Source organism: Pelagicoccus sp. SDUM812002 (genome assembly GCF_031127835.1).
Lineage (GTDB): Bacteria > Verrucomicrobiota > Verrucomicrobiia > Opitutales > Opitutaceae > Pelagicoccus.
In genome coordinates this window covers 15,738-32,268 of record NZ_JARXHX010000003.1, presented here as the reverse complement: position 1 = coordinate 32,268, position 16,531 = coordinate 15,738, and the positions used below count along the sequence as shown (strand labels likewise).

Sequence of the window (16,531 nt, the reverse complement as noted above, 5' to 3'; positions counted from 1 at the left end):
CAAAGCGCAATGGCACGTATAGTTAAAAAATTTGGAGGCACTTCTGTCGGCGACGTGGATCGCATCAAGAATGTGGCGAATATCATCAAGCAAGATGTTGAAGAAGGGCATCAGGTCGCGGTGGTGGTGTCGGCTCGTTCTGGCGTGACCAACGAACTCATCGCCCGCGCCCAAGCAATCAACGAACAGCCCAACGATCGTGAGATGGACGTGCTACTCGCAGTGGGAGAGCAGGAGACGATCGCACTGACCGCGATGGCTCTTCATGCCCTCGGAATTGAGGCTATTTCGATGACGGGAGCTCAAGCCGGTATCAAGACTGATCCGTTCCACACCCGGGCCCGCATTGTCAGCATGAGCTGCGAACGGATTGAGACTGCCCTCGAAGGCGGCAGCGTCGTGATTGTAGCAGGCTTCCAAGGGGTGAACGACGAGGGTACTACCACGACTCTTGGTCGCGGTGGCTCCGACTTGTCTGCGATCGCTCTAGCCAGTGGCTTGAAGGCGGACCTTTGCCAAATTTACACAGACGTCGACGGCGTTTACACCGCGGATCCACGCATCGTGCCCAAGGCGAGCAAGATTCAGGAAATCAGCTATGAAGAAATGCTCGAGATGGCGAGTCTCGGCACTAAGGTGATGCAGGCCCGGTCGGTCGAATTCGCCAACAAGTTCAATGTCGTATTCGAAGTACGATCCAGTTTTGACACCTCAATCCCAGGCACAATCGTGAAACAAGAAGTAAGCTCAATGGAAGACGTCGTCGTTCGTGGCGTCGCGCTCGATCGCAACCAGGCCAAGATCATGGTAAGCAATATCCCAGATAAGCCCGGTTCGGCCGCTCAGATTTTCGAGGAGCTCGGCAAGGCGAATGTCTGTGTCGATATGATCGTCCAGAACATCGGCCGAAACGGCGTTGCCAACCTAACCTTTACCGTGACTCGCGAGGACACGAAGCGATCTCTCGCCGCAGTCGAAAAGGTGCTCAACGAATTGGGCGGTGGAGAAGTCGCGGTATTTGGAGAAGTCGTGAAGCTCTCCGTAGTCGGCATCGGCATGCGAAGCCACTCTGGTGTTGCGAGCAAGCTCTTCGCAGCGCTCGCCGACGCGAAGTCGAATATCCAAATTATCAGCACATCCGAAATCAAGATCTCCGTGGTGATCGACGAGGAAGGCGCGGAAGACGCACTTCGCATCGTTCATAGCGCCTTTGGCTTGGACAAAATCGAAGCTTAGTCGCCTGTGAAGTTCGTTAGCACCAGAGGACAGACTGAGCCGCACAGTTTTTCAGAGGCGGTAAAGATAGGGCTCGCTCCGGATAAAGGCTTGTTCGTGCCGGAAAAGATGCCGGACCTGAGCTTGGAGATTCCCACGTGGGAAGGCCTTTCGTATCCGGAATTGTGCTACGAGTTCTTTAAGTATTTCGCTACGGATATTCCGCAAGACGAGCTGAAAGCGTTGGTCGAAAAAGCGTACAGCCGCTTTGACCATAAAGATCATGCTCCGCTCGTGAAGCTAAGCGACAAGCTCTACGTGCAAGAGCTTTTCCATGGTCCGACATTGGCCTTCAAGGATTTTGCTTTGCAACTGCTCGGTTGTTTCTATGAACGTCAGGTTGCTCAGACTGGAGAAAGCATCAACGTATTGGGCGCTACCTCGGGTGACACCGGAGCTGCTGCGATTAGTGGCCTACTGGGGAAGAAGGGCGTTAACATCTTCATTCTCTATCCCGACGGGCGTGTCTCTCCCTTGCAGGAACGGCAGATGACTTGCCTCGAAGAGGAAAACGTTTACCCGCTCTGCATCAAGGGCAGCTTCGACGATGCTCAATCGGCGTTGAAGGACGTTTTTGGCGATAAGGAATTCAGCCAGGAAGTTCATCTTTCCGCCGTCAATTCCATCAACCTCGCCCGTATTTTGGCCCAGTGCGTGTATTATATTTATGCATACCTGCAGTTGCCAGCTGAACGTCGCGAGCGAGTGACTTTCGTAGTGCCAACCGGAAACTTCGGAAACGTGCTCGCTGGTTGGATGGCATCCCGTATGGGCATGATTGTGGACGGTTTCCGAGTAGCGACGAACCAGAACGACATTTTGCACCGTTTCTTCGCTCAAGGCGATTACTCGGTGGGCGACGTCCGTCCTAGCCACGCTCCATCGATGGACATTCAAGTCGCTTCGAACTTCGAGCGATTCTTGTATTTCTCGCTCGGCGGAAATTCGGATATGACTCGCGACATAATGGAGAGCTTCAAGAAGGAGGGCATCTTCCAGGTAGGCGGTATGGCGATTACCGAGTTCATGACGAGTACCCGTATGGACGACGAGGAAATCGCAGAAGCTATTTCAGAAGTGTATCGTGTTTATAACTACACTGCAGATCCGCACACAGCGTGCGGCTTTAAGAATCTCGATGTTTTGGAGACTGCGGTGGTTCTCTCCACGGCGCATCCTGCCAAGTTTCCCGACGTCGTGAAGGAGTGCACTGGTGTCGAGCCGACCCATCCCAGTCTTGAGGCTTTAAAGTCGAAGAAGATTCGCAAGTTCTCGGTCGATCCCGATGAGGCGTCGATCAAAGCCTTCATCCGTTCCAAGCAGTAGCGTTCCCCGTTTTCCTATTCAAAAGGTTTTTATTATGAGCAAGCCAACGATTTTAATGTACGATACGACGTTGCGAGACGGCACCCAAGGCGAGGGCGTCTCCTTTTCTGTGACGGACAAACTCCGAATTACGGAGAAGTTCGACCAGTTCCGTATCGACTATATTGAAGGCGGTTGGCCTGGTTCTAACCCGCGGGACATGGCCTTCTTCGAAGAAGCGAAGAAACTGAAGCTTAAGCATGCGAAGATCGCGGCCTTCGGCTCGACACGCCGTGCGAATTTGAAGGCCGAGGAAGATCCTCAATTGCAGACGTTGATTGATGCGGGAACTCCAGTTGTCACAATCTTTGGAAAGACTTGGCTACTGCACGTCACCGAGGTCATCCGCGTCGCTCCCGAGGAGAACCTAGCGATGATCGAAGACAGCGTGCGTTTTCTGAAGGAGCAAGGGCGCGAGGTCATCTATGATGCAGAACACTTCTACGACGGATACGTTGATAGTCCCGATTACGCGATGAAAACGCTCGAGGCTGCGGTGCGGGGCGGAGCGGACAATCTGACGCTCTGCGATACCAACGGTGGTAAGCTGGTTAGCGAGCTTCAAGAAATCACGACGACAGTGGTCGAGCGTTTCCCGGATGTCGCGGTGGGCGTGCATTGCCACAACGATTCTGGACTTGGCGTAGCTTTATCGCTGGGCGGAGTTGAAGCCGGCGCTACCCTCGTGCAGGGTACTTTCAACGGATACGGCGAGCGTGTTGGTAATGCAAATCTAACGACGATCATACCGAACATCTCGCTGAAAATGGGTCATCCGCTTCATTGCGCAGATCACCTCAAGCGTTTGCGCGAGCTCTCCCTGTTTATTGCCGACCTCGCTAATCTCGAGCACGATGGGAAGGCGCCGTTTGTTGGTCTCTCAGCCTTCACGCACAAAGGTGGAGCTCACGCTGATGCGACGAAGAAGGTTAGCTACAGCTACGAGCACGTGGATCCGACAAAGGTGGGTAATAAGCAGCGCGTTCTTGTATCCGATATGGCAGGACGCAGTAGCTTGTTGATGAAAGCCCAGGAGCTCGGCTTCGACATTGATCGCGATTCTCCTGAAACCAAGATTATCATAGAGAAGCTTAAGGAACTCGAGTTCAACGGCTACGAATTTGAATCAGCTGATGGTTCGCTTCGTTTATTGCTCGATAAGCTGACCAATAAGCATAAGTCGCACTTCGAGTTCGAAGGCTACCGCGTGATCGTGGAAAAACGTTCAACGGATGAATCTCCGATGTCCGAGGCAACGATCAAGGTCAAGGTCGACGGCGAACCGCGCTACGTGGTGGCAGAAGATCCAGGACCTGTTGGAGCTCTCGACAAAGCTTTGAGGGTAGCGCTCAGCGATGCGTTTCCGAAGCTCAAGGATGTGGTGCTCAAGGACTACAAAGTTCGTATCTTGGACTCCAAGGAGGGCGCTGAGGCGAAGACCCGAGTTCTCGTAGAGTCGAGCGACGGAAACGAGATTTGGGGCACCGTGGGAGCTTCAAACAACATTATCGAAGCTAGCTGGCAGGCGATCCGTGACGCGATAGACTACAAGATCCTGCTCGACGACTCTAAGGCTTAGTTACGATCGGACAGTTTGAGCGGAGGGTGGCCTGCTTTTCCGGCCGCCTTTTTAGAGGCGTAGTTGTCGTCGAATAGAGGACCTTCTAGATAAAGCGCTTTGAGGCTTGGTGCTGTATCTGCTGTAGGGCTTAGACCTTTTTAATCCAGCTTGATCTTATTCGTAGTCTATTCGGCTGACATAGTGACGTTTTCTTGCGATTCGAGCTTCCCCCGTTGAGCGAAGGTGGCTAGCGATATTAGAGTTAGGTCGAGGTCCAATCACCCGCCTCTCTTATCCGTAGAGTGCTGATTCAGGCGGGTGTCTCTATTCTGCGATTTTTGTCGAAGCAGGGCGCTGAATGTGTTTTACAAAAAACAATTATTTCAATTACTATTTATAAAATCCCGTTGTATTTGCAGGGTTCTGACCTCCAAACCCTGACAATTGCCTGATCGAAACGAAGTATTCCAAACGTGTTTGGCTGTTCCGGCCCTTTACTTTCCCGAATGAATAACGTGTACATTGTCGATGGCCAGAAGGCTGTCTGCCAAATGCTTGCCGAGAGTTTGAAAACTCGGGGCTATGACGTATCAGGATCCTCTGACAAAATCGAGGGGGTGGTTGATGAAATCGTGGAGCTGAAGCCCATGATGGTGATTCTTGAAATGAACCTGCCAGACGGAGCAGGTGCCGACTTGATCGCGAAGGTTCGTACACGTCTACCTCAGGTCCGCTTTCTCGTGTTTTCGGACAACAAATTGAGCGAGAACATCAAGGCCTGTTTGCAGGCAGGGGCCCACGGCTTCGTCGAGAAATCGGTGGACTTTAGTATGTTCATGAATGCGGTGAGAATCGTCGACGAAGGCGGTTGCTTCTTTGGCTTCAATATTACGGAAGTGTTGCGCTCGGTCGTTAGCGACAAGCGCAAGTCAAATGAGTACAATGACAATTTGACGCTTCGCGAACGTGAGGTCCTCCAACTGATTGCCAAGGGCAACAGCAACAAAGATATCGCTGGCAAATTAGAATTGAGTGTCAAAACGGTGGATAACCATCGTTGCAGCATGATGCGCAAGCTGGACTTGCACAACGTGGCATCCATTACGAGGTACGCGATCGAGAATCGCCTGATCTCGATCAATTTCGTAGATTGAGGCCCCGTCTGCTTAGTCGTTCTGCTGAGCTTGAACCGCTGTGAGCGCAATGGTGTAGACGATATCGTCAACGAGCGCTCCACGAGACAGGTCGTTGACGGGCTTCCGCAAGCCTTGAAGCATGGGACCGATTGAGATCACGTTGGCAGAACGCTGTACCGCCTTGTACGTTGTGTTGCCAGTATTGAGGTCTGGAAAAATGAAAACGTTGGCCTTGCCTGCTACAGGACTGTCAGGGGCTTTGGTGCGTGCGACATCTGCGATTGCTGCAGCATCATACTGTAGCGGGCCATCGATGATGATGTCGGGGCGAGCTTCTTTTACGAGCCGAGTTGCTTCAACGACCTTGTCGACGTCCGCTCCGAAACCGGAGCCTAATGTGCTGTAGCTGATCATGGCCACAAGCGGCTCGATGCCGAACGCCCTTGCGGAATCAGCGCTTTGGATTGCGATATCGGCGAGTTCTTCCGCGTTCGGGTCGGGATTGATGGCGCAGTCACCGTAGACGAGTACTTGATCGGGTAAGCACATGAAGAAAACGGAGGATGCGATCTTTGCGCCTGGCCGTGTTTTGATCAATTGCATCGCTGGACGGACCGTATTTGCAGATGAATGTACCGCACCGGAGACGAGGCCGTCGACTTCGTCGTTTTGCAGCATCATGGTGCCGAGCACGACATTGTCGCTGAGGTGATCTCGAGCGATTTTTTCGGTCATGTTTTTATGGCGCCTAATTTCGACGAGTGGAGATACGTAGCGTTCGCGAATCACGTCGGGATTCACGATTTCCAAGCCGCTTGGCAAGGTAAGCCCCATGGCGTCCGCCTTCAGCTGAATGGCATAGGGGTTACCGAGCAAAACGCATTTGGCTATCCCGCGTTCAGTGCACGTGACGGCAGCCTGCATGGTTCGTGGCTCGTCGCCTTCTGGCAGTATGATGCGCTTTGGCTTCTGGCGGGCGTTTCGCGTTAGCATATGGCGAAAGGCTGGCGGGGAAAGCTGGCGTTTCATCTGGGAGGACAGCGTATTGCGAATCCAACTACTGCTGATGCTGATCGCAACTGTCTCCATCGCTTGGTTGATGCGATCATAGTCGTCTGGAGCTATCTCCAGGTTCATGTCATAGAGCGCTCGAGCAGTATCAAAGGAGGTTTTGCCAACCCGCATGACAGGTAGGCCGCTTTTCCAGGCGATCTGGCAGAGTTTGACGATTCGTTCATCGGGGCGTTGATCACTCGTCAGCACGAGTCCTGCCAATCGCGTCCCGTTGAGAGAAGCCATGCTGGCGGCAAGAATGATGTCGCTACGATCAGAGGGTGTCACGAGTAGGTTCCCTGTTCTCAAGGTGTGGAGCATATTCGGTACGTTTCGTGCGAGCAACTCGATATTGAATACACGGCGATTCGCCATGTCGCCCTCGTTGAGAACCTCCGCTTTGACGAGTTTCGCGACATCGGAAACGCGGGGCGCAAGCAGCTTTTCGTCCCGAGGGATCATGCCGATTAGCTCAAGGTCCTCGTTCTTAAAGACTGGACAATTGTCTATAATGAACTGCTTGAGCGGTTCCATCCCTATGCCGTCGAAGTTGATGCTTTCGCGAGCTGCGTCGATATCTGCCTTGTTGATCACGACCCCGGCCACGCGTCCTTTGAAGTCGGATACGGAAAGCTCCAGTTCTTTATTCAAGTGGTCGAGGCTGCGCGACCCAAGGCTGGTTACGAGGATCTGCTGAGAGGAGAGCGTTTGGGCAAGCTTCGAATTAAGGCGCGCTCCCATGGGAAAGCGCTCGGTCTGAATTAGTCCTTCGACGATCAGAACGTCGCAGTTTTTCGCAGCTTCCTCGTAGCGTTGGATGATGTTTTCCAAAAGCAGCTCGACGTGCTCTTCGCTCACGAGCTGCTTGGCCTCGGACATGGAGATGGGGTCCGGAGGGGTAAGCGAGGTAACGGCTCGAATGAAGCTAGTCGAGCGGTCGCCCTCTTCGTCTGGAGTAACGGGCTGGGCGATGGGTTTGAAGAAACCGACTCTTACGCCCTGGCGCTCAAGAGCTCGTACGAGCCCGATGGATACAGTCGAGAGGCCTACTTTGGCTCCCGTCGGTACGGTTAGGAAAACGTGTTTCATTTTATTGGTTCCCGACAAGTTGTTCGGTCTCCCTAGCTATCATGAGTTCTTCGTTGGTCGGTATCACGATCGCTTTGGTAGGAGAGTTTTCTTGTGAAATGATTCCGTTGCGGCCTTTACCTGCGTTCGAATTCGCTTCCGAGTCGATTTTGATGCCAAGGTGCTCAAGGCGGGCTAGTGTTTCGGCCCTCGTCTTGGCATCATTCTCGCCGATGCCGCCCGTAAAGACTAGGGCATCGCATTTGGTGAGCGTAGCTCGCAGGCCTGCTATGCTTTTGGCGAGTCGGCGGGTAAAGATTGCAACAGCTCTTTGGGCTGCTTCGCTACCTTCTGCCGAAGCTTGGCGTAGGGAGCGCATATCGTTAGAGAAGCCGGAAAGACCGAATAGGCCGCTTTTCTTGTTCAAAGTCGTATCGATTTCCTCGATACTCATGCCCAGGGAGCGGTGTAGGTGGAAGATGATGCCGGGATCTATGTCTCCGCTGCGGGTCCCCATTACCAGTCCTTCCAGTGGGGTAAGGCCCATCGTTGTGTCTATGCAGGCTCCGTTTTCAATGGCAGCAGCGCTGCAACCGTTGCCGAGGTGCGCTGTGATGATGCTGGTTTTCTCGAGCGGCTTGCCAAGGATGCGAGCGGCTTCAGCGGTGACGTACTTATGACTGGAACCGTGAAAACCGTAGCGCCGAATTCCGTGCTTAACGTAGAGTTCGATAGGAATCGAGTAGAGGTACGCTTCGGGTGCAATCGTCTGATGAAAGGCGGTGTCGAAGACTCCGACTTGAGGCAGATCCGGGAAATGGTGCTTGGACGACTCGATACCGAGAAGGTTAGCTGGATTATGGAGAGGGGCAAGTGAGGAACATGATTTCACAGCATCGAGAGCCGCTTGATCCATTAGGCATGCCGATGTAAAGTGTTCACCGCCATGCACGACACGATGGCCTACCGCTTCAATTTTTAGCTGTAGTTCGTCGGAAGCGAGAAAGTCAGCGAGGGTGTCGAGAGAAGCCTCGTGTTCTGAGTTAGAGGGCAGAGTCCCATATTTCGCTTCTGGAATGAGGCTGCTCTCGAGCTTGTAGCTCGGGGCAGCGGATCCAAGTTTGTCGAAAAGTCCGCGGGCGAGGTCCTTGCCCGTTTGGGTGTCGATGACAGAAAATTTTAGGGAGGAACTCCCACAGTTTATGACCAGTATGTTCATTAGCTGACTGCATTTTGCGAATCAGCCTGATGATATCAACTAATCAGTCTGCCATGACAAACTCTAATTAAAGAAAGCTTAGTAATTAATTATGAAAACGGTCCCAGAGGGGACGGGAACTAGAGCACGCTCAATGTCGCAAGCGTATGATGCGCAGGGTACTCATGACGCGTATGATCGGGTAGGTGAGATCGAGCTCGAACCAACGCTGTGCGAAGTTGGCCCGCCTGGGGTAGCGGTGATGGTTATTCTGGAAGCACTCGCCCACGAAGAATAGATCCCAGACGAAGGTGTTGCGGGAATGGTCGCCATTGTTGTAGTTGGAGTAGCCGTACTTATGGCCGCACCAATTGACGAAAGCTCCATGCACGGGTCCCATCAGGAAATGGACGGGCAGCAGGGCGTACCAAAACGGATTGGGAGCGAATGCGACATAGAAGGCCGTGTAGCCGAGACAAAAGGCGATGCGGGTGAACCAGCTATCGCCGACTTTGTCGACAATGGGCCAAGCGGGGTAGTCCTTGATCGCTACGTCTGGACGATTGTCGTAATCGCCAGCGAGGATGCCCTGATATACATCCTTAGTGTTCACCATCATCGATACGACATCCTCAAAGAAGTGGGGCGAATGTGGGTCCTCTTCGGTATCGCTGTGCTTGTGGTGCTCCATGTGAAGGATGGCGTAGGCCCTCGGGTTAAGGTAGCTGGCTCCTTGAGTGATCCACGTGAAGAGGTAGAAGAAGCGGTACCAAAACGGGCTCATGTGAAACATCCCGTGCGCAGCGTAACGATGCAGGAAAAAGCTCTGCGCAAAAACGGATAGATACCAGTGTAGCAAGAAAAAGGTGATGATGGGCCACATGACTCGGTGAACGAACAGGATTGTCTTTAGATTGGGCTATTCAGTTTCAAAAAGGTAGTGAGAGACTCCCCATTCCTCTCCCCTGCGATAGCCGAATAGTTCGGCGCAGGAAAGCATGAAGATGCGCCAGCGATTTTCCCAAACGCGGGCTTCCTCCTTGCCGTAGATTTTCTCCATGGCTTCCCGAGTTCGAGCTTTGTCTCTGTCCAAATTCTGAAACCATGCTTCAGCGGTTTTTTGGTAATGCATCCCGTTGAGCTGCCATTGCTCTGCTAGCTTGAAAGGGGCGCAGACGCGAGGGAGCAAGTCGTGCGAGGGCATGATTCCACCGGTGAAAAAGTGTCGGGCCATCCAGTCGTCGGAATCTTTGTCTTCGAAAAGGTAGGCGATCTTCTTGTGCGAAAAGACGTGAATGAACATCTTTGCCTTCGGATTGAGCCACAAGTGGATGCGTGTGAAAAGTTGCTGGTAGTTTCGCATGTGCTCGAACATTTCGACGGAAACGACTCGGTCAAATCGCTCTTCGGTTTCGAATGCGTTCATGTCTGCCGTGATCACTCGCAGATTGCTTAGACCGCGTTTCTTGGCTTCACCGACGATGTACCTTCTTTGTCCGGATGAATTGGATACGGAAACGATCTGGGAATCCGGGTAGTTTTCGGCCGCCCATAGCGAGAAAGACCCCCATCCGCAGCCAAGCTCTAGGATGCGCTGACCGTTTTCTAGCTGAGCTCGCTCACAGATTTGGCGCAGAGAAGCGATCTCAGCCTCGTCGAGAGTATTGACTCCCTCTGGCCAGTAGCAGCAGCTGTATTTGAGTCGTGCTCCAAGTGCGATCTTGTAGAAGTCGGCCGGCACCTCGTAGTGCTGCTCATTTGCAGCATCTGTGTCCACTGCTAGAGGGCTGGATTTGAGCTGGCTGATGAGGCTTTCCTTCTTGTCCAGGAAGTTAACTGTTTCGTCCTCAAGGCGTTTCTTTACTAAGCTGCGAATTCCGTAGCGAACCAGCCAAGTGGGGAGATAGCCGTTTTCTGCGAGTGCGATTGTATTCATGGTTTGGATATACTGTAAATTAGTGGTTTGCTCCTTCGAGGAGTTGGCTGCCGTACCGCTGGCCCAAGCCTGACGTGTCCGAAAATTCGGATTGTTCGAAGCGGTAGGATTCGCAGTTCATGCGACCGAAGACCACTTGCGCTAGATTAATGTGCCGTTCCCTGAAGCCCGCTATGCAATAGTCGAAGTAGAGACGCCACTTTCGATGAAAGGGTTCGGGAAAGCCAAGTGCCTCGATGTGGGGCCAGCTCTCTTCGAAACGATCTCTCCACAGTTCAAGTGTACGCGCGTAGTGTAGGCCAAACGTTTCCATGTGGTAGAGGTTGAGGTTGGCATTTTGCTTGGCCTCGAAAAGCGAGCCCACTGAAGGGAGGTGAGAACCGGGGAAAATGTGTTTTCTGATAAAATCCGATGTTTTGCAGTATCCCTTATATCGGTGGTCTGCGGACATGATTATTTGAATACAACTGAGTCCGTCGGGTTTGAGCAATTGGTCGATAGAGGAAAAGTAGCTTGGCAGGTGCTCGTGGCCCACGGCTTCGATCATCTCGATAGACGCGACTTTATCGAACTGACCCTGCATGTCCCGATAGTCGATTTGCTTGATGTGTACTTTGTCCGCTAGCCCTGCTCGACGCGCCCGTTCAACAGCGTAGTCGTATTGACTAGGGGAGAGAGTGATCCCAGTGACCGAGCAGCCGTAGTTTTCTGCAGCATACACGGCGAAGCCACCCCAGCCACAGCCAATCTCCAGCACGCTATCTCTGGGCTCGAGCGAAAGTTTGCGGCAGATACGATCGTACTTTTCGTGCTGCGCTTCTTCCAGTGTCTCTTCGCCTGTACGAAAGTAGGCGGAGGAGTAAGTCATGCTAGCGTCGAGGAAGAGCTCGTAGAAGTCATTGCCAAGGTCGTAGTGGGCTTCGATATTCCGCTTGCTTCCGGTTTTCGTATTTGAGTTCTTTCGGTGGAGGAAACGTTCTTGAAGACTCGCGAGACGAGATATCATGGGCATCGCCCATTCGAAACGGTCGCTCATGAGTACGTCCTTGTTTTTGATGAACCAGCCGAGCATTGCCGCCGGATTCGGAGAGTCCCACTCGCCTTCGATGTAACTTTCGCCCAATCCGATATCACCTTTCAGGGCAACTCTTTGGAAAAAATTGGCATCGTGCACCACGAGGTCTACCGGCTCTTGGTCCTCGGCGCCGCCGTACACGTGGGTTTCCCCGCTGGGGAGCTGGAGCCGCAAGCAGCCACGGTTGGCCTTCTCGAAGAAGCTCAGGATTAGGTCTTGGATTTTCATGGATTCTAGCTTCCTATTGGGAGTGTTTCGGTTTTGGCTTTAGGTATGGACGCGTTTCAGTCTGCTGGTCCGGCCTATGGGATTTCTTGAAGTGGGGCACTTTCTTAAGGGAGAGAATCAACGCCTGCCAATGGATGGAGAACATGACGCCCAGAGTCAGGAAGGGGAATCGCAAGGTGTAGGCGAGAAGCTTTGTATTTGTGATAGGGATACGTACACCTGTTAAGGAACTGAAAAAAAAGGTGCCCTGGGTGTCGTTCTCTGTGATGGAAAGCTTGAGTCGTTCGCTAGGTTTCTGGAGATCGAAGTTCAGTTTTGTATCCAAATCCGAAAAGGGCGATATGTAGAACAGTTTCTCGTGCGATTGTTTGAGACGATTTTCTTTGTTAGTGAACTGATCCACGAGGTAGAGCTTTTGCTCATTAAAGGTGTTCGCGACTTCGGCGACGCATGAAAGCAGGGACCCTTCTGGCGAGTAGACGAAGTAGAATGACACCGGATTGAAAACGTAGCCCCAAGTGCGTAAGTTTGTGACGAGCTCGATACGGCCGATGGCGGCGTTCATGCCTTTCGTCCGGAGAAAGGCGACAACGTTCTCTTTGATGCTTGCTTCGCCCTGATCGAGGTGGTCCCGGTCGTGCAGCGCGTAGAGGTTGAGTGCGTTCAGGCCGAAAAGCTTGAGCGAATTCTCGAGGGTCTGGAGCTCGTCGAGGTCGATACAGAACACGAAGGTAGAGTAGGCAAAGCGGTGTTGCTTCGGTCTTTCTCGCTTGTGGGCGACTCTGCATCTGTAGAGGCACGAATTCATGATAACGGATCGTGCCCGTCGTTTAGTTGAGTGCAGAGGTTGAGGGCGGAGGTAAATGCGTCCTCGTGAAAGCCGTAGCGGAAGTAGCTTCCGCAAAAATAGATCGGACCGTTGGTGTTGAGTTCCGGTAAGGAGGGTTGAGCGTTGATGGCTGCTGTATCGAAACGCGGATGCTCGTAAGTGCATCGCCAATGGGTGAGATCTTCAGCAATGCGCCCTAGGTAGTCGACACTGACGAAGTAATCCTTTCGCTCGGAAACGTTTTGAAGATTATTCATCCAGTAGTGTGTCGATCCGGTCAACTTGGATTCAATAGATTCGTATCGATAGTTCCATGACGCCCAGGCTCGCTTGCGTTTCGGCATCACGCTGGGATCTGAGTGTAGCACCACTGGATTGATGTTGTACTGAAAGCAGGAAAGTAAATTCCTTTCGCGATCTGTAGGTCGCTCAAGAAGGCGGAGAGCCTGATCAGCGTGGGTAGCCACGATGACCTCGTCAAAATCGCCAATCTGTCCTCGCGTATTCACAATGCGGACACCGTTATCTTGTCGACGAACTTGAGCGACGCCAGCGTCCGTATTTATGCTGGATCCGATCTCAGCGAGTAACTTCTCCTTGTATTGCTGACTTCCTCCTTTGAGGGTCTTCCATTGGAACTGGTCGCCGAAGCCGAGCATTCCATGATTTGCCAGAAAGCGCAGGAGGGTCACGGCAGGATAGTCTCGCATCTTGTCCGTGGGGGTGGACCATATCGCAGCTGTCATCGGCAGGAGGAATTTCTCAATTGCCAATGAGTTTATTTCATACTGCTTGATGAAGTCAGTGAGCGTGAGCTTCGCGTTCTTTTCGGTAGCGAGGAAGGCGTTACCCACTTCGAATAATTTTTTCATCCCCAGCAACAGTTTGTAGCGTTGAGGGCTCAACGCGCTGGAAATGCTGGGGAAGAAGGTGGTCAGGTTTGTATAGCTCGTTTCAAAGTCGTTCTCAGCGTCGTTGACGCTGAATGACATGGAAGTATCCGTGGAAGCGATACCGAGGTGGTTGAAGAAGCGAATGAGGTTCGGGTAGGTCTTGTCGTTATATACCATAAAACCGGTATCGACTGGAACCCTTCGTGTTCCTTCGTCCAAGAAAACCGTGTTGGTGTGACCACCGACATAGTCATTCTTTTCGAAAACGGTTATTCGGTAGCGGTTTCGCAGGAAGTAGGCACAGGCCATTCCGGCGATACCTGTACCGATGATGGCCAGGGATCTCATTGATATAGTGGTGAGTGGATCGCGAGCAGGTTTCGTGAGTCGCAATAGGCTCGTCAGGCAACTAGCTTTGCGGGATGTCTATTCCATCTTCCTTGCAAAGCCGGATCAGGGCGAGCTCCATTATGCGTCTAGCCTTGGCCGTCTCTGTGTACAGGTATTCGTGAATCTCTTTGTCCTTGTCAGTGGCATTGAGGCATTGGTTGCTGTAGTCCTCGAAAGCCCCCAAGCTGGTGATGATGGAGCTTACATGGCGAGGGCACTCGCACTCGAGTTCCGGCAAGGAGTTGGCGATCTCGGAAAGTTGCCGTTCGCTGAACAAGCGTGGAGGTGGCTCGTTGATCATAGCTGCTCGGGCCCGTGGGTGCGAGATACTAGGCATCAAGCTGTAAAGGTAGCGCTCGAGCATGATGCTGTTGATCGGCCAACGGAGCAAATGAACCTGCGCTTTAGCGAGATCCTTAAGGAGCGCTCGCGGCATAAAGTCGAAAATCAGGACGACGGTGATCTCTGGATTCTTTTTCGCGAAATCAAGGATCGCGGCCTTTTCCACAGGGTTGGGCCCTTGGCTGTCAATCAGGGCGATGCTTATGTTGTGGTGGCCAGCGGCGTGTTCCGCGAGGCTCTCCACTGACTCGAATTTTTTGGAGTTCCAGAAAAGCGGAGTAGCGGCTGAGAGTCGGACGCTGTTCGTTGGTGTCACGAAGCCAGCTTCCAGGTCGGTGAGGGAGGGTATATCGTTGGCGTAGGAGCTTTCGCTGGTGGACTTCAGCTCTGCCAGTCGCTTCTGCAGGGTTTCCGTGTCTAGGCGCGCAATTTGGCCAATGGAATCGCCGAGGTCGATGAGCGATTTGAGCGATATGAGGCGTCTGAGGTCGTCACTGCTCAGGATTCGTTCTCCAGAATCAGTTTCGATCGATGCCGTGAAATAGTCGCGTCGCATCCAGGTGCGGATTGTGTTCGGGGAAATGCCCGCCATCTTAGCAGCGGTGCCGATTTTGTAGCCAGAGGGTGCGTCGGTTTCTTGGATCATGAGTGAACTTAAAACGATGGTTCGTTATTGTTTCAATACAAAACTGAACAAAGCGTGAACAATCTTTAACGTGCTTCTTTTCGGGAACTGAATGCTTCAGAAGGTCCCTCTGATTCCCACAGACGGTTTTTCGTAGTTCAACTCCCTTTCAACCCGCCAAATGAGGCGCTTCAGTGGGTGATACGCTCAAGTAGCTGCCATGGATCCCAGCGGGCGAACGCATATTGCTGAAATGGCAAAGCCGCTTCCATGGTTCTCGGAGGCGGCCTTAGTTATGGTGAAGCAGTTTCGCGAGCCCCAGTCGAGGCGCGGATCAAGACGCCAGAACCGCTTGAGATTTGAGCTCGGCCTTGAGGGGGTTTTCCTCTGGGATAGGCATCATTTTGGCTGCTACCAGCGTGGTGGAAGGGCTTGTCTCCTTGCCTCGTCGGAAAGTCTTGATTTGACCCACGGCCATATCGACGGCGCGTCTCCCGTTTTCGCGGTGGTCTTGGTGAATGCCACCATGGCGAGCAGTGGTTTCGTCTGCGTCGAGCGAGATGAAGCGACAATCCTGGCCTTCTTCGTTCAGCTTGCGGGCTACGACCTCTATATTGTTCCAATTGCTGATGAGGGCCTGAAGCTTGTTTTCTCGCGCCCATTCCAAGGTCGCTGGAATAACGTCCTCTTTGTATTCCGCTCCGTGCTGGAAATAAAAGGGCGGTATCCAGTTTTCGGGGGCAATCTGGCGGCGGTGCGTATGGAACCCAGCAGCAAAGGTAAAGCGCTTGTGGATTTCCTCAAATTCCGAAACTGCCAAACCGAATCGCTCGACGCCAACCCGGCGTAGTTCCGATACGACCTGGCCGACCGCATCTATCTGATCGCAAAGGACCGAGTCAAAAGGCAGCGCCTCGGGTAGCGGGTTGACTTTGATGCAGGAGAACAAGTCCCAATCGAGCTCGAAGGGCTCCTCGTGGTAGTCGAAGGCGCCGAAGATAACTCCCTGAATGCCGCGAGCCTTGAGGACGCGATTGAGCGATTTGCTGTCCTTGTACTCCTTGCCTAGCCAAAAGATATCGAGTTTGTAGCCCAGTTCATTGGCCCTCTCCTTCGCCCCTTCCATCAGGAGGCGGTGCACGTGCAGCCCGCTCGACCGGAGGTCGTCTTTGACATTGATTATCCAAGCTATGACCTGCTCGCTCGGTTGATTCTTGGTCGCTTGGCGATAAGCCACCAAGGCAGAGAGGGCGGGATCGGGTCGGTACCCCATTTCGTTGGCAAGCTTTTGGATTCGATCGCGTGTCTTCTGCGGAAGGCTAGGATGGTTGCGCAGTGCGAGCGAAACGGTTGTCTGGTGGACGCCGGCGACTTTGGCTACGTCCTTCATCAGTACACGTGGTTTATCCATGGCGATAAATGGGGGGCGGGGGTTGATCGTTCGAGGCAGCTTGCACACGCGTATAGCGATTACGCTTTAGAGAGAGTAACAGGTCTACGAGGCGAGCAAGCACAAGTATGCAGGAATCTGGACTCTTGCTATGGCGCACTCTAAAC

Annotated in this window: 13 protein-coding genes; 4 read left to right on the top strand and 9 right to left on the bottom strand. The window is 52.8% G+C overall.

Annotated features, from left to right (window positions below):
* The first annotated feature begins 9 nt into the window (after positions 1-9).
* From QEH53_RS05685 to QEH53_RS05670, 4 genes are all read left to right on the top strand, one after another.
* A complete protein-coding gene (locus QEH53_RS05685) occupies positions 10-1,236 on the top strand; it encodes an aspartate kinase (protein WP_309022180.1) in 1,227 nt (408 codons plus the stop codon).
* Positions 1,237-1,242: 6 nt separating this feature from the next.
* Positions 1,243-2,601 (top strand): threonine synthase, encoded by a 1,359-nt coding sequence (thrC, locus tag QEH53_RS05680; RefSeq protein ID WP_309022179.1) that lies wholly within the window; start codon positions 1,243-1,245, stop codon positions 2,599-2,601.
* A gap of 34 nt (positions 2,602-2,635) precedes the next feature.
* Complete coding sequence (gene cimA, locus QEH53_RS05675; protein ID WP_309022178.1) at positions 2,636-4,219, top strand: citramalate synthase; 1,584 nt, start codon at positions 2,636-2,638, stop codon at positions 4,217-4,219.
* 488 nt (positions 4,220-4,707) lie between these two features.
* Entirely contained in the window at positions 4,708-5,355 is a 648-nt protein-coding gene (locus QEH53_RS05670) for a response regulator transcription factor (protein WP_309022177.1), read from the top strand.
* Between the two features lie 12 nt (positions 5,356-5,367).
* Here QEH53_RS05670 and pta read toward each other — a convergent pair whose 3' ends face one another.
* The 9 genes from pta to QEH53_RS05625 form a co-directional block, all read right to left on the bottom strand.
* The gene (pta, locus tag QEH53_RS05665) at positions 5,368-7,479 is read right to left on the bottom strand and encodes a phosphate acetyltransferase (RefSeq protein WP_309022176.1); all 2,112 of its coding nucleotides are present in this window, start codon (positions 7,477-7,479) and stop codon (positions 5,368-5,370) included.
* 1 nt (position 7,480) lies between these two features.
* Positions 7,481-8,677: an acetate kinase gene (locus QEH53_RS05660; protein ID WP_309022175.1), complete on the bottom strand. Its 1,197-nt coding sequence runs from the start codon at positions 8,675-8,677 to the stop codon at positions 7,481-7,483.
* A 130-nt stretch (positions 8,678-8,807) separates the two neighbouring features.
* The gene (locus QEH53_RS05655; RefSeq protein ID WP_309022174.1) at positions 8,808-9,539 is read right to left on the bottom strand and encodes an acyl-CoA desaturase; all 732 of its coding nucleotides are present in this window, start codon (positions 9,537-9,539) and stop codon (positions 8,808-8,810) included.
* A 36-nt stretch (positions 9,540-9,575) separates the two neighbouring features.
* Positions 9,576-10,592, bottom strand: coding sequence for a cyclopropane-fatty-acyl-phospholipid synthase family protein (locus tag QEH53_RS05650; RefSeq protein WP_309022173.1), 1,017 nt, complete (start codon positions 10,590-10,592; stop codon positions 9,576-9,578).
* 19 nt (positions 10,593-10,611) lie between these two features.
* Complete coding sequence (locus QEH53_RS05645; RefSeq protein ID WP_309022172.1) at positions 10,612-11,895, bottom strand: cyclopropane-fatty-acyl-phospholipid synthase family protein; 1,284 nt, start codon at positions 11,893-11,895, stop codon at positions 10,612-10,614.
* A 13-nt stretch (positions 11,896-11,908) separates the two neighbouring features.
* A complete protein-coding gene (locus tag QEH53_RS05640; RefSeq protein WP_309022171.1) occupies positions 11,909-12,703 on the bottom strand; it encodes a DUF1365 domain-containing protein in 795 nt (264 codons plus the stop codon).
* Positions 12,700-13,965 (bottom strand): FAD-dependent oxidoreductase, encoded by a 1,266-nt coding sequence (locus QEH53_RS05635; RefSeq protein ID WP_309022170.1) that lies wholly within the window; start codon positions 13,963-13,965, stop codon positions 12,700-12,702. Before QEH53_RS05635 ends, QEH53_RS05640 begins: the two co-directional genes overlap by 4 nt.
* Before the next feature lie 61 nt (positions 13,966-14,026).
* Complete coding sequence (locus QEH53_RS05630; protein WP_309022169.1) at positions 14,027-14,995, bottom strand: MerR family transcriptional regulator; 969 nt, start codon at positions 14,993-14,995, stop codon at positions 14,027-14,029.
* Between the two features lie 313 nt (positions 14,996-15,308).
* The gene (locus QEH53_RS05625; RefSeq protein WP_309022168.1) at positions 15,309-16,385 is read right to left on the bottom strand and encodes a LacI family DNA-binding transcriptional regulator; all 1,077 of its coding nucleotides are present in this window, start codon (positions 16,383-16,385) and stop codon (positions 15,309-15,311) included.
* Between the last annotated feature and the right edge of the window lie 146 nt (positions 16,386-16,531).

Coding starts and splice junctions, on each gene's coding strand:
- QEH53_RS05685 (WP_309022180.1), top strand. CDS start 10: ATGGCACGTATAGTTAAAAAATTTGGAGGCACTTCTGTCGGCGACGTG.
- cimA (WP_309022178.1), top strand. CDS start 2,636: ATGAGCAAGCCAACGATTTTAATGTACGATACGACGTTGCGAGACGGC.
- QEH53_RS05670 (WP_309022177.1), top strand. CDS start 4,708: ATGAATAACGTGTACATTGTCGATGGCCAGAAGGCTGTCTGCCAAATG.
- pta (WP_309022176.1), bottom strand. CDS start 7,479: ATGAAACACGTTTTCCTAACCGTACCGACGGGAGCCAAAGTAGGCCTC.
- QEH53_RS05660 (WP_309022175.1), bottom strand. CDS start 8,677: ATGAACATACTGGTCATAAACTGTGGGAGTTCCTCCCTAAAATTTTCT.
- QEH53_RS05655 (WP_309022174.1), bottom strand. CDS start 9,539: ATGTGGCCCATCATCACCTTTTTCTTGCTACACTGGTATCTATCCGTT.
- QEH53_RS05650 (WP_309022173.1), bottom strand. CDS start 10,592: ATGAATACAATCGCACTCGCAGAAAACGGCTATCTCCCCACTTGGCTG.
- QEH53_RS05645 (WP_309022172.1), bottom strand. CDS start 11,895: ATGAAAATCCAAGACCTAATCCTGAGCTTCTTCGAGAAGGCCAACCGT.
- QEH53_RS05640 (WP_309022171.1), bottom strand. CDS start 12,703: ATGAATTCGTGCCTCTACAGATGCAGAGTCGCCCACAAGCGAGAAAGA.
- QEH53_RS05635 (WP_309022170.1), bottom strand. CDS start 13,965: ATGAGATCCCTGGCCATCATCGGTACAGGTATCGCCGGAATGGCCTGT.
- QEH53_RS05630 (WP_309022169.1), bottom strand. CDS start 14,995: ATGATCCAAGAAACCGACGCACCCTCTGGCTACAAAATCGGCACCGCT.
- QEH53_RS05625 (WP_309022168.1), bottom strand. CDS start 16,385: ATGGATAAACCACGTGTACTGATGAAGGACGTAGCCAAAGTCGCCGGC.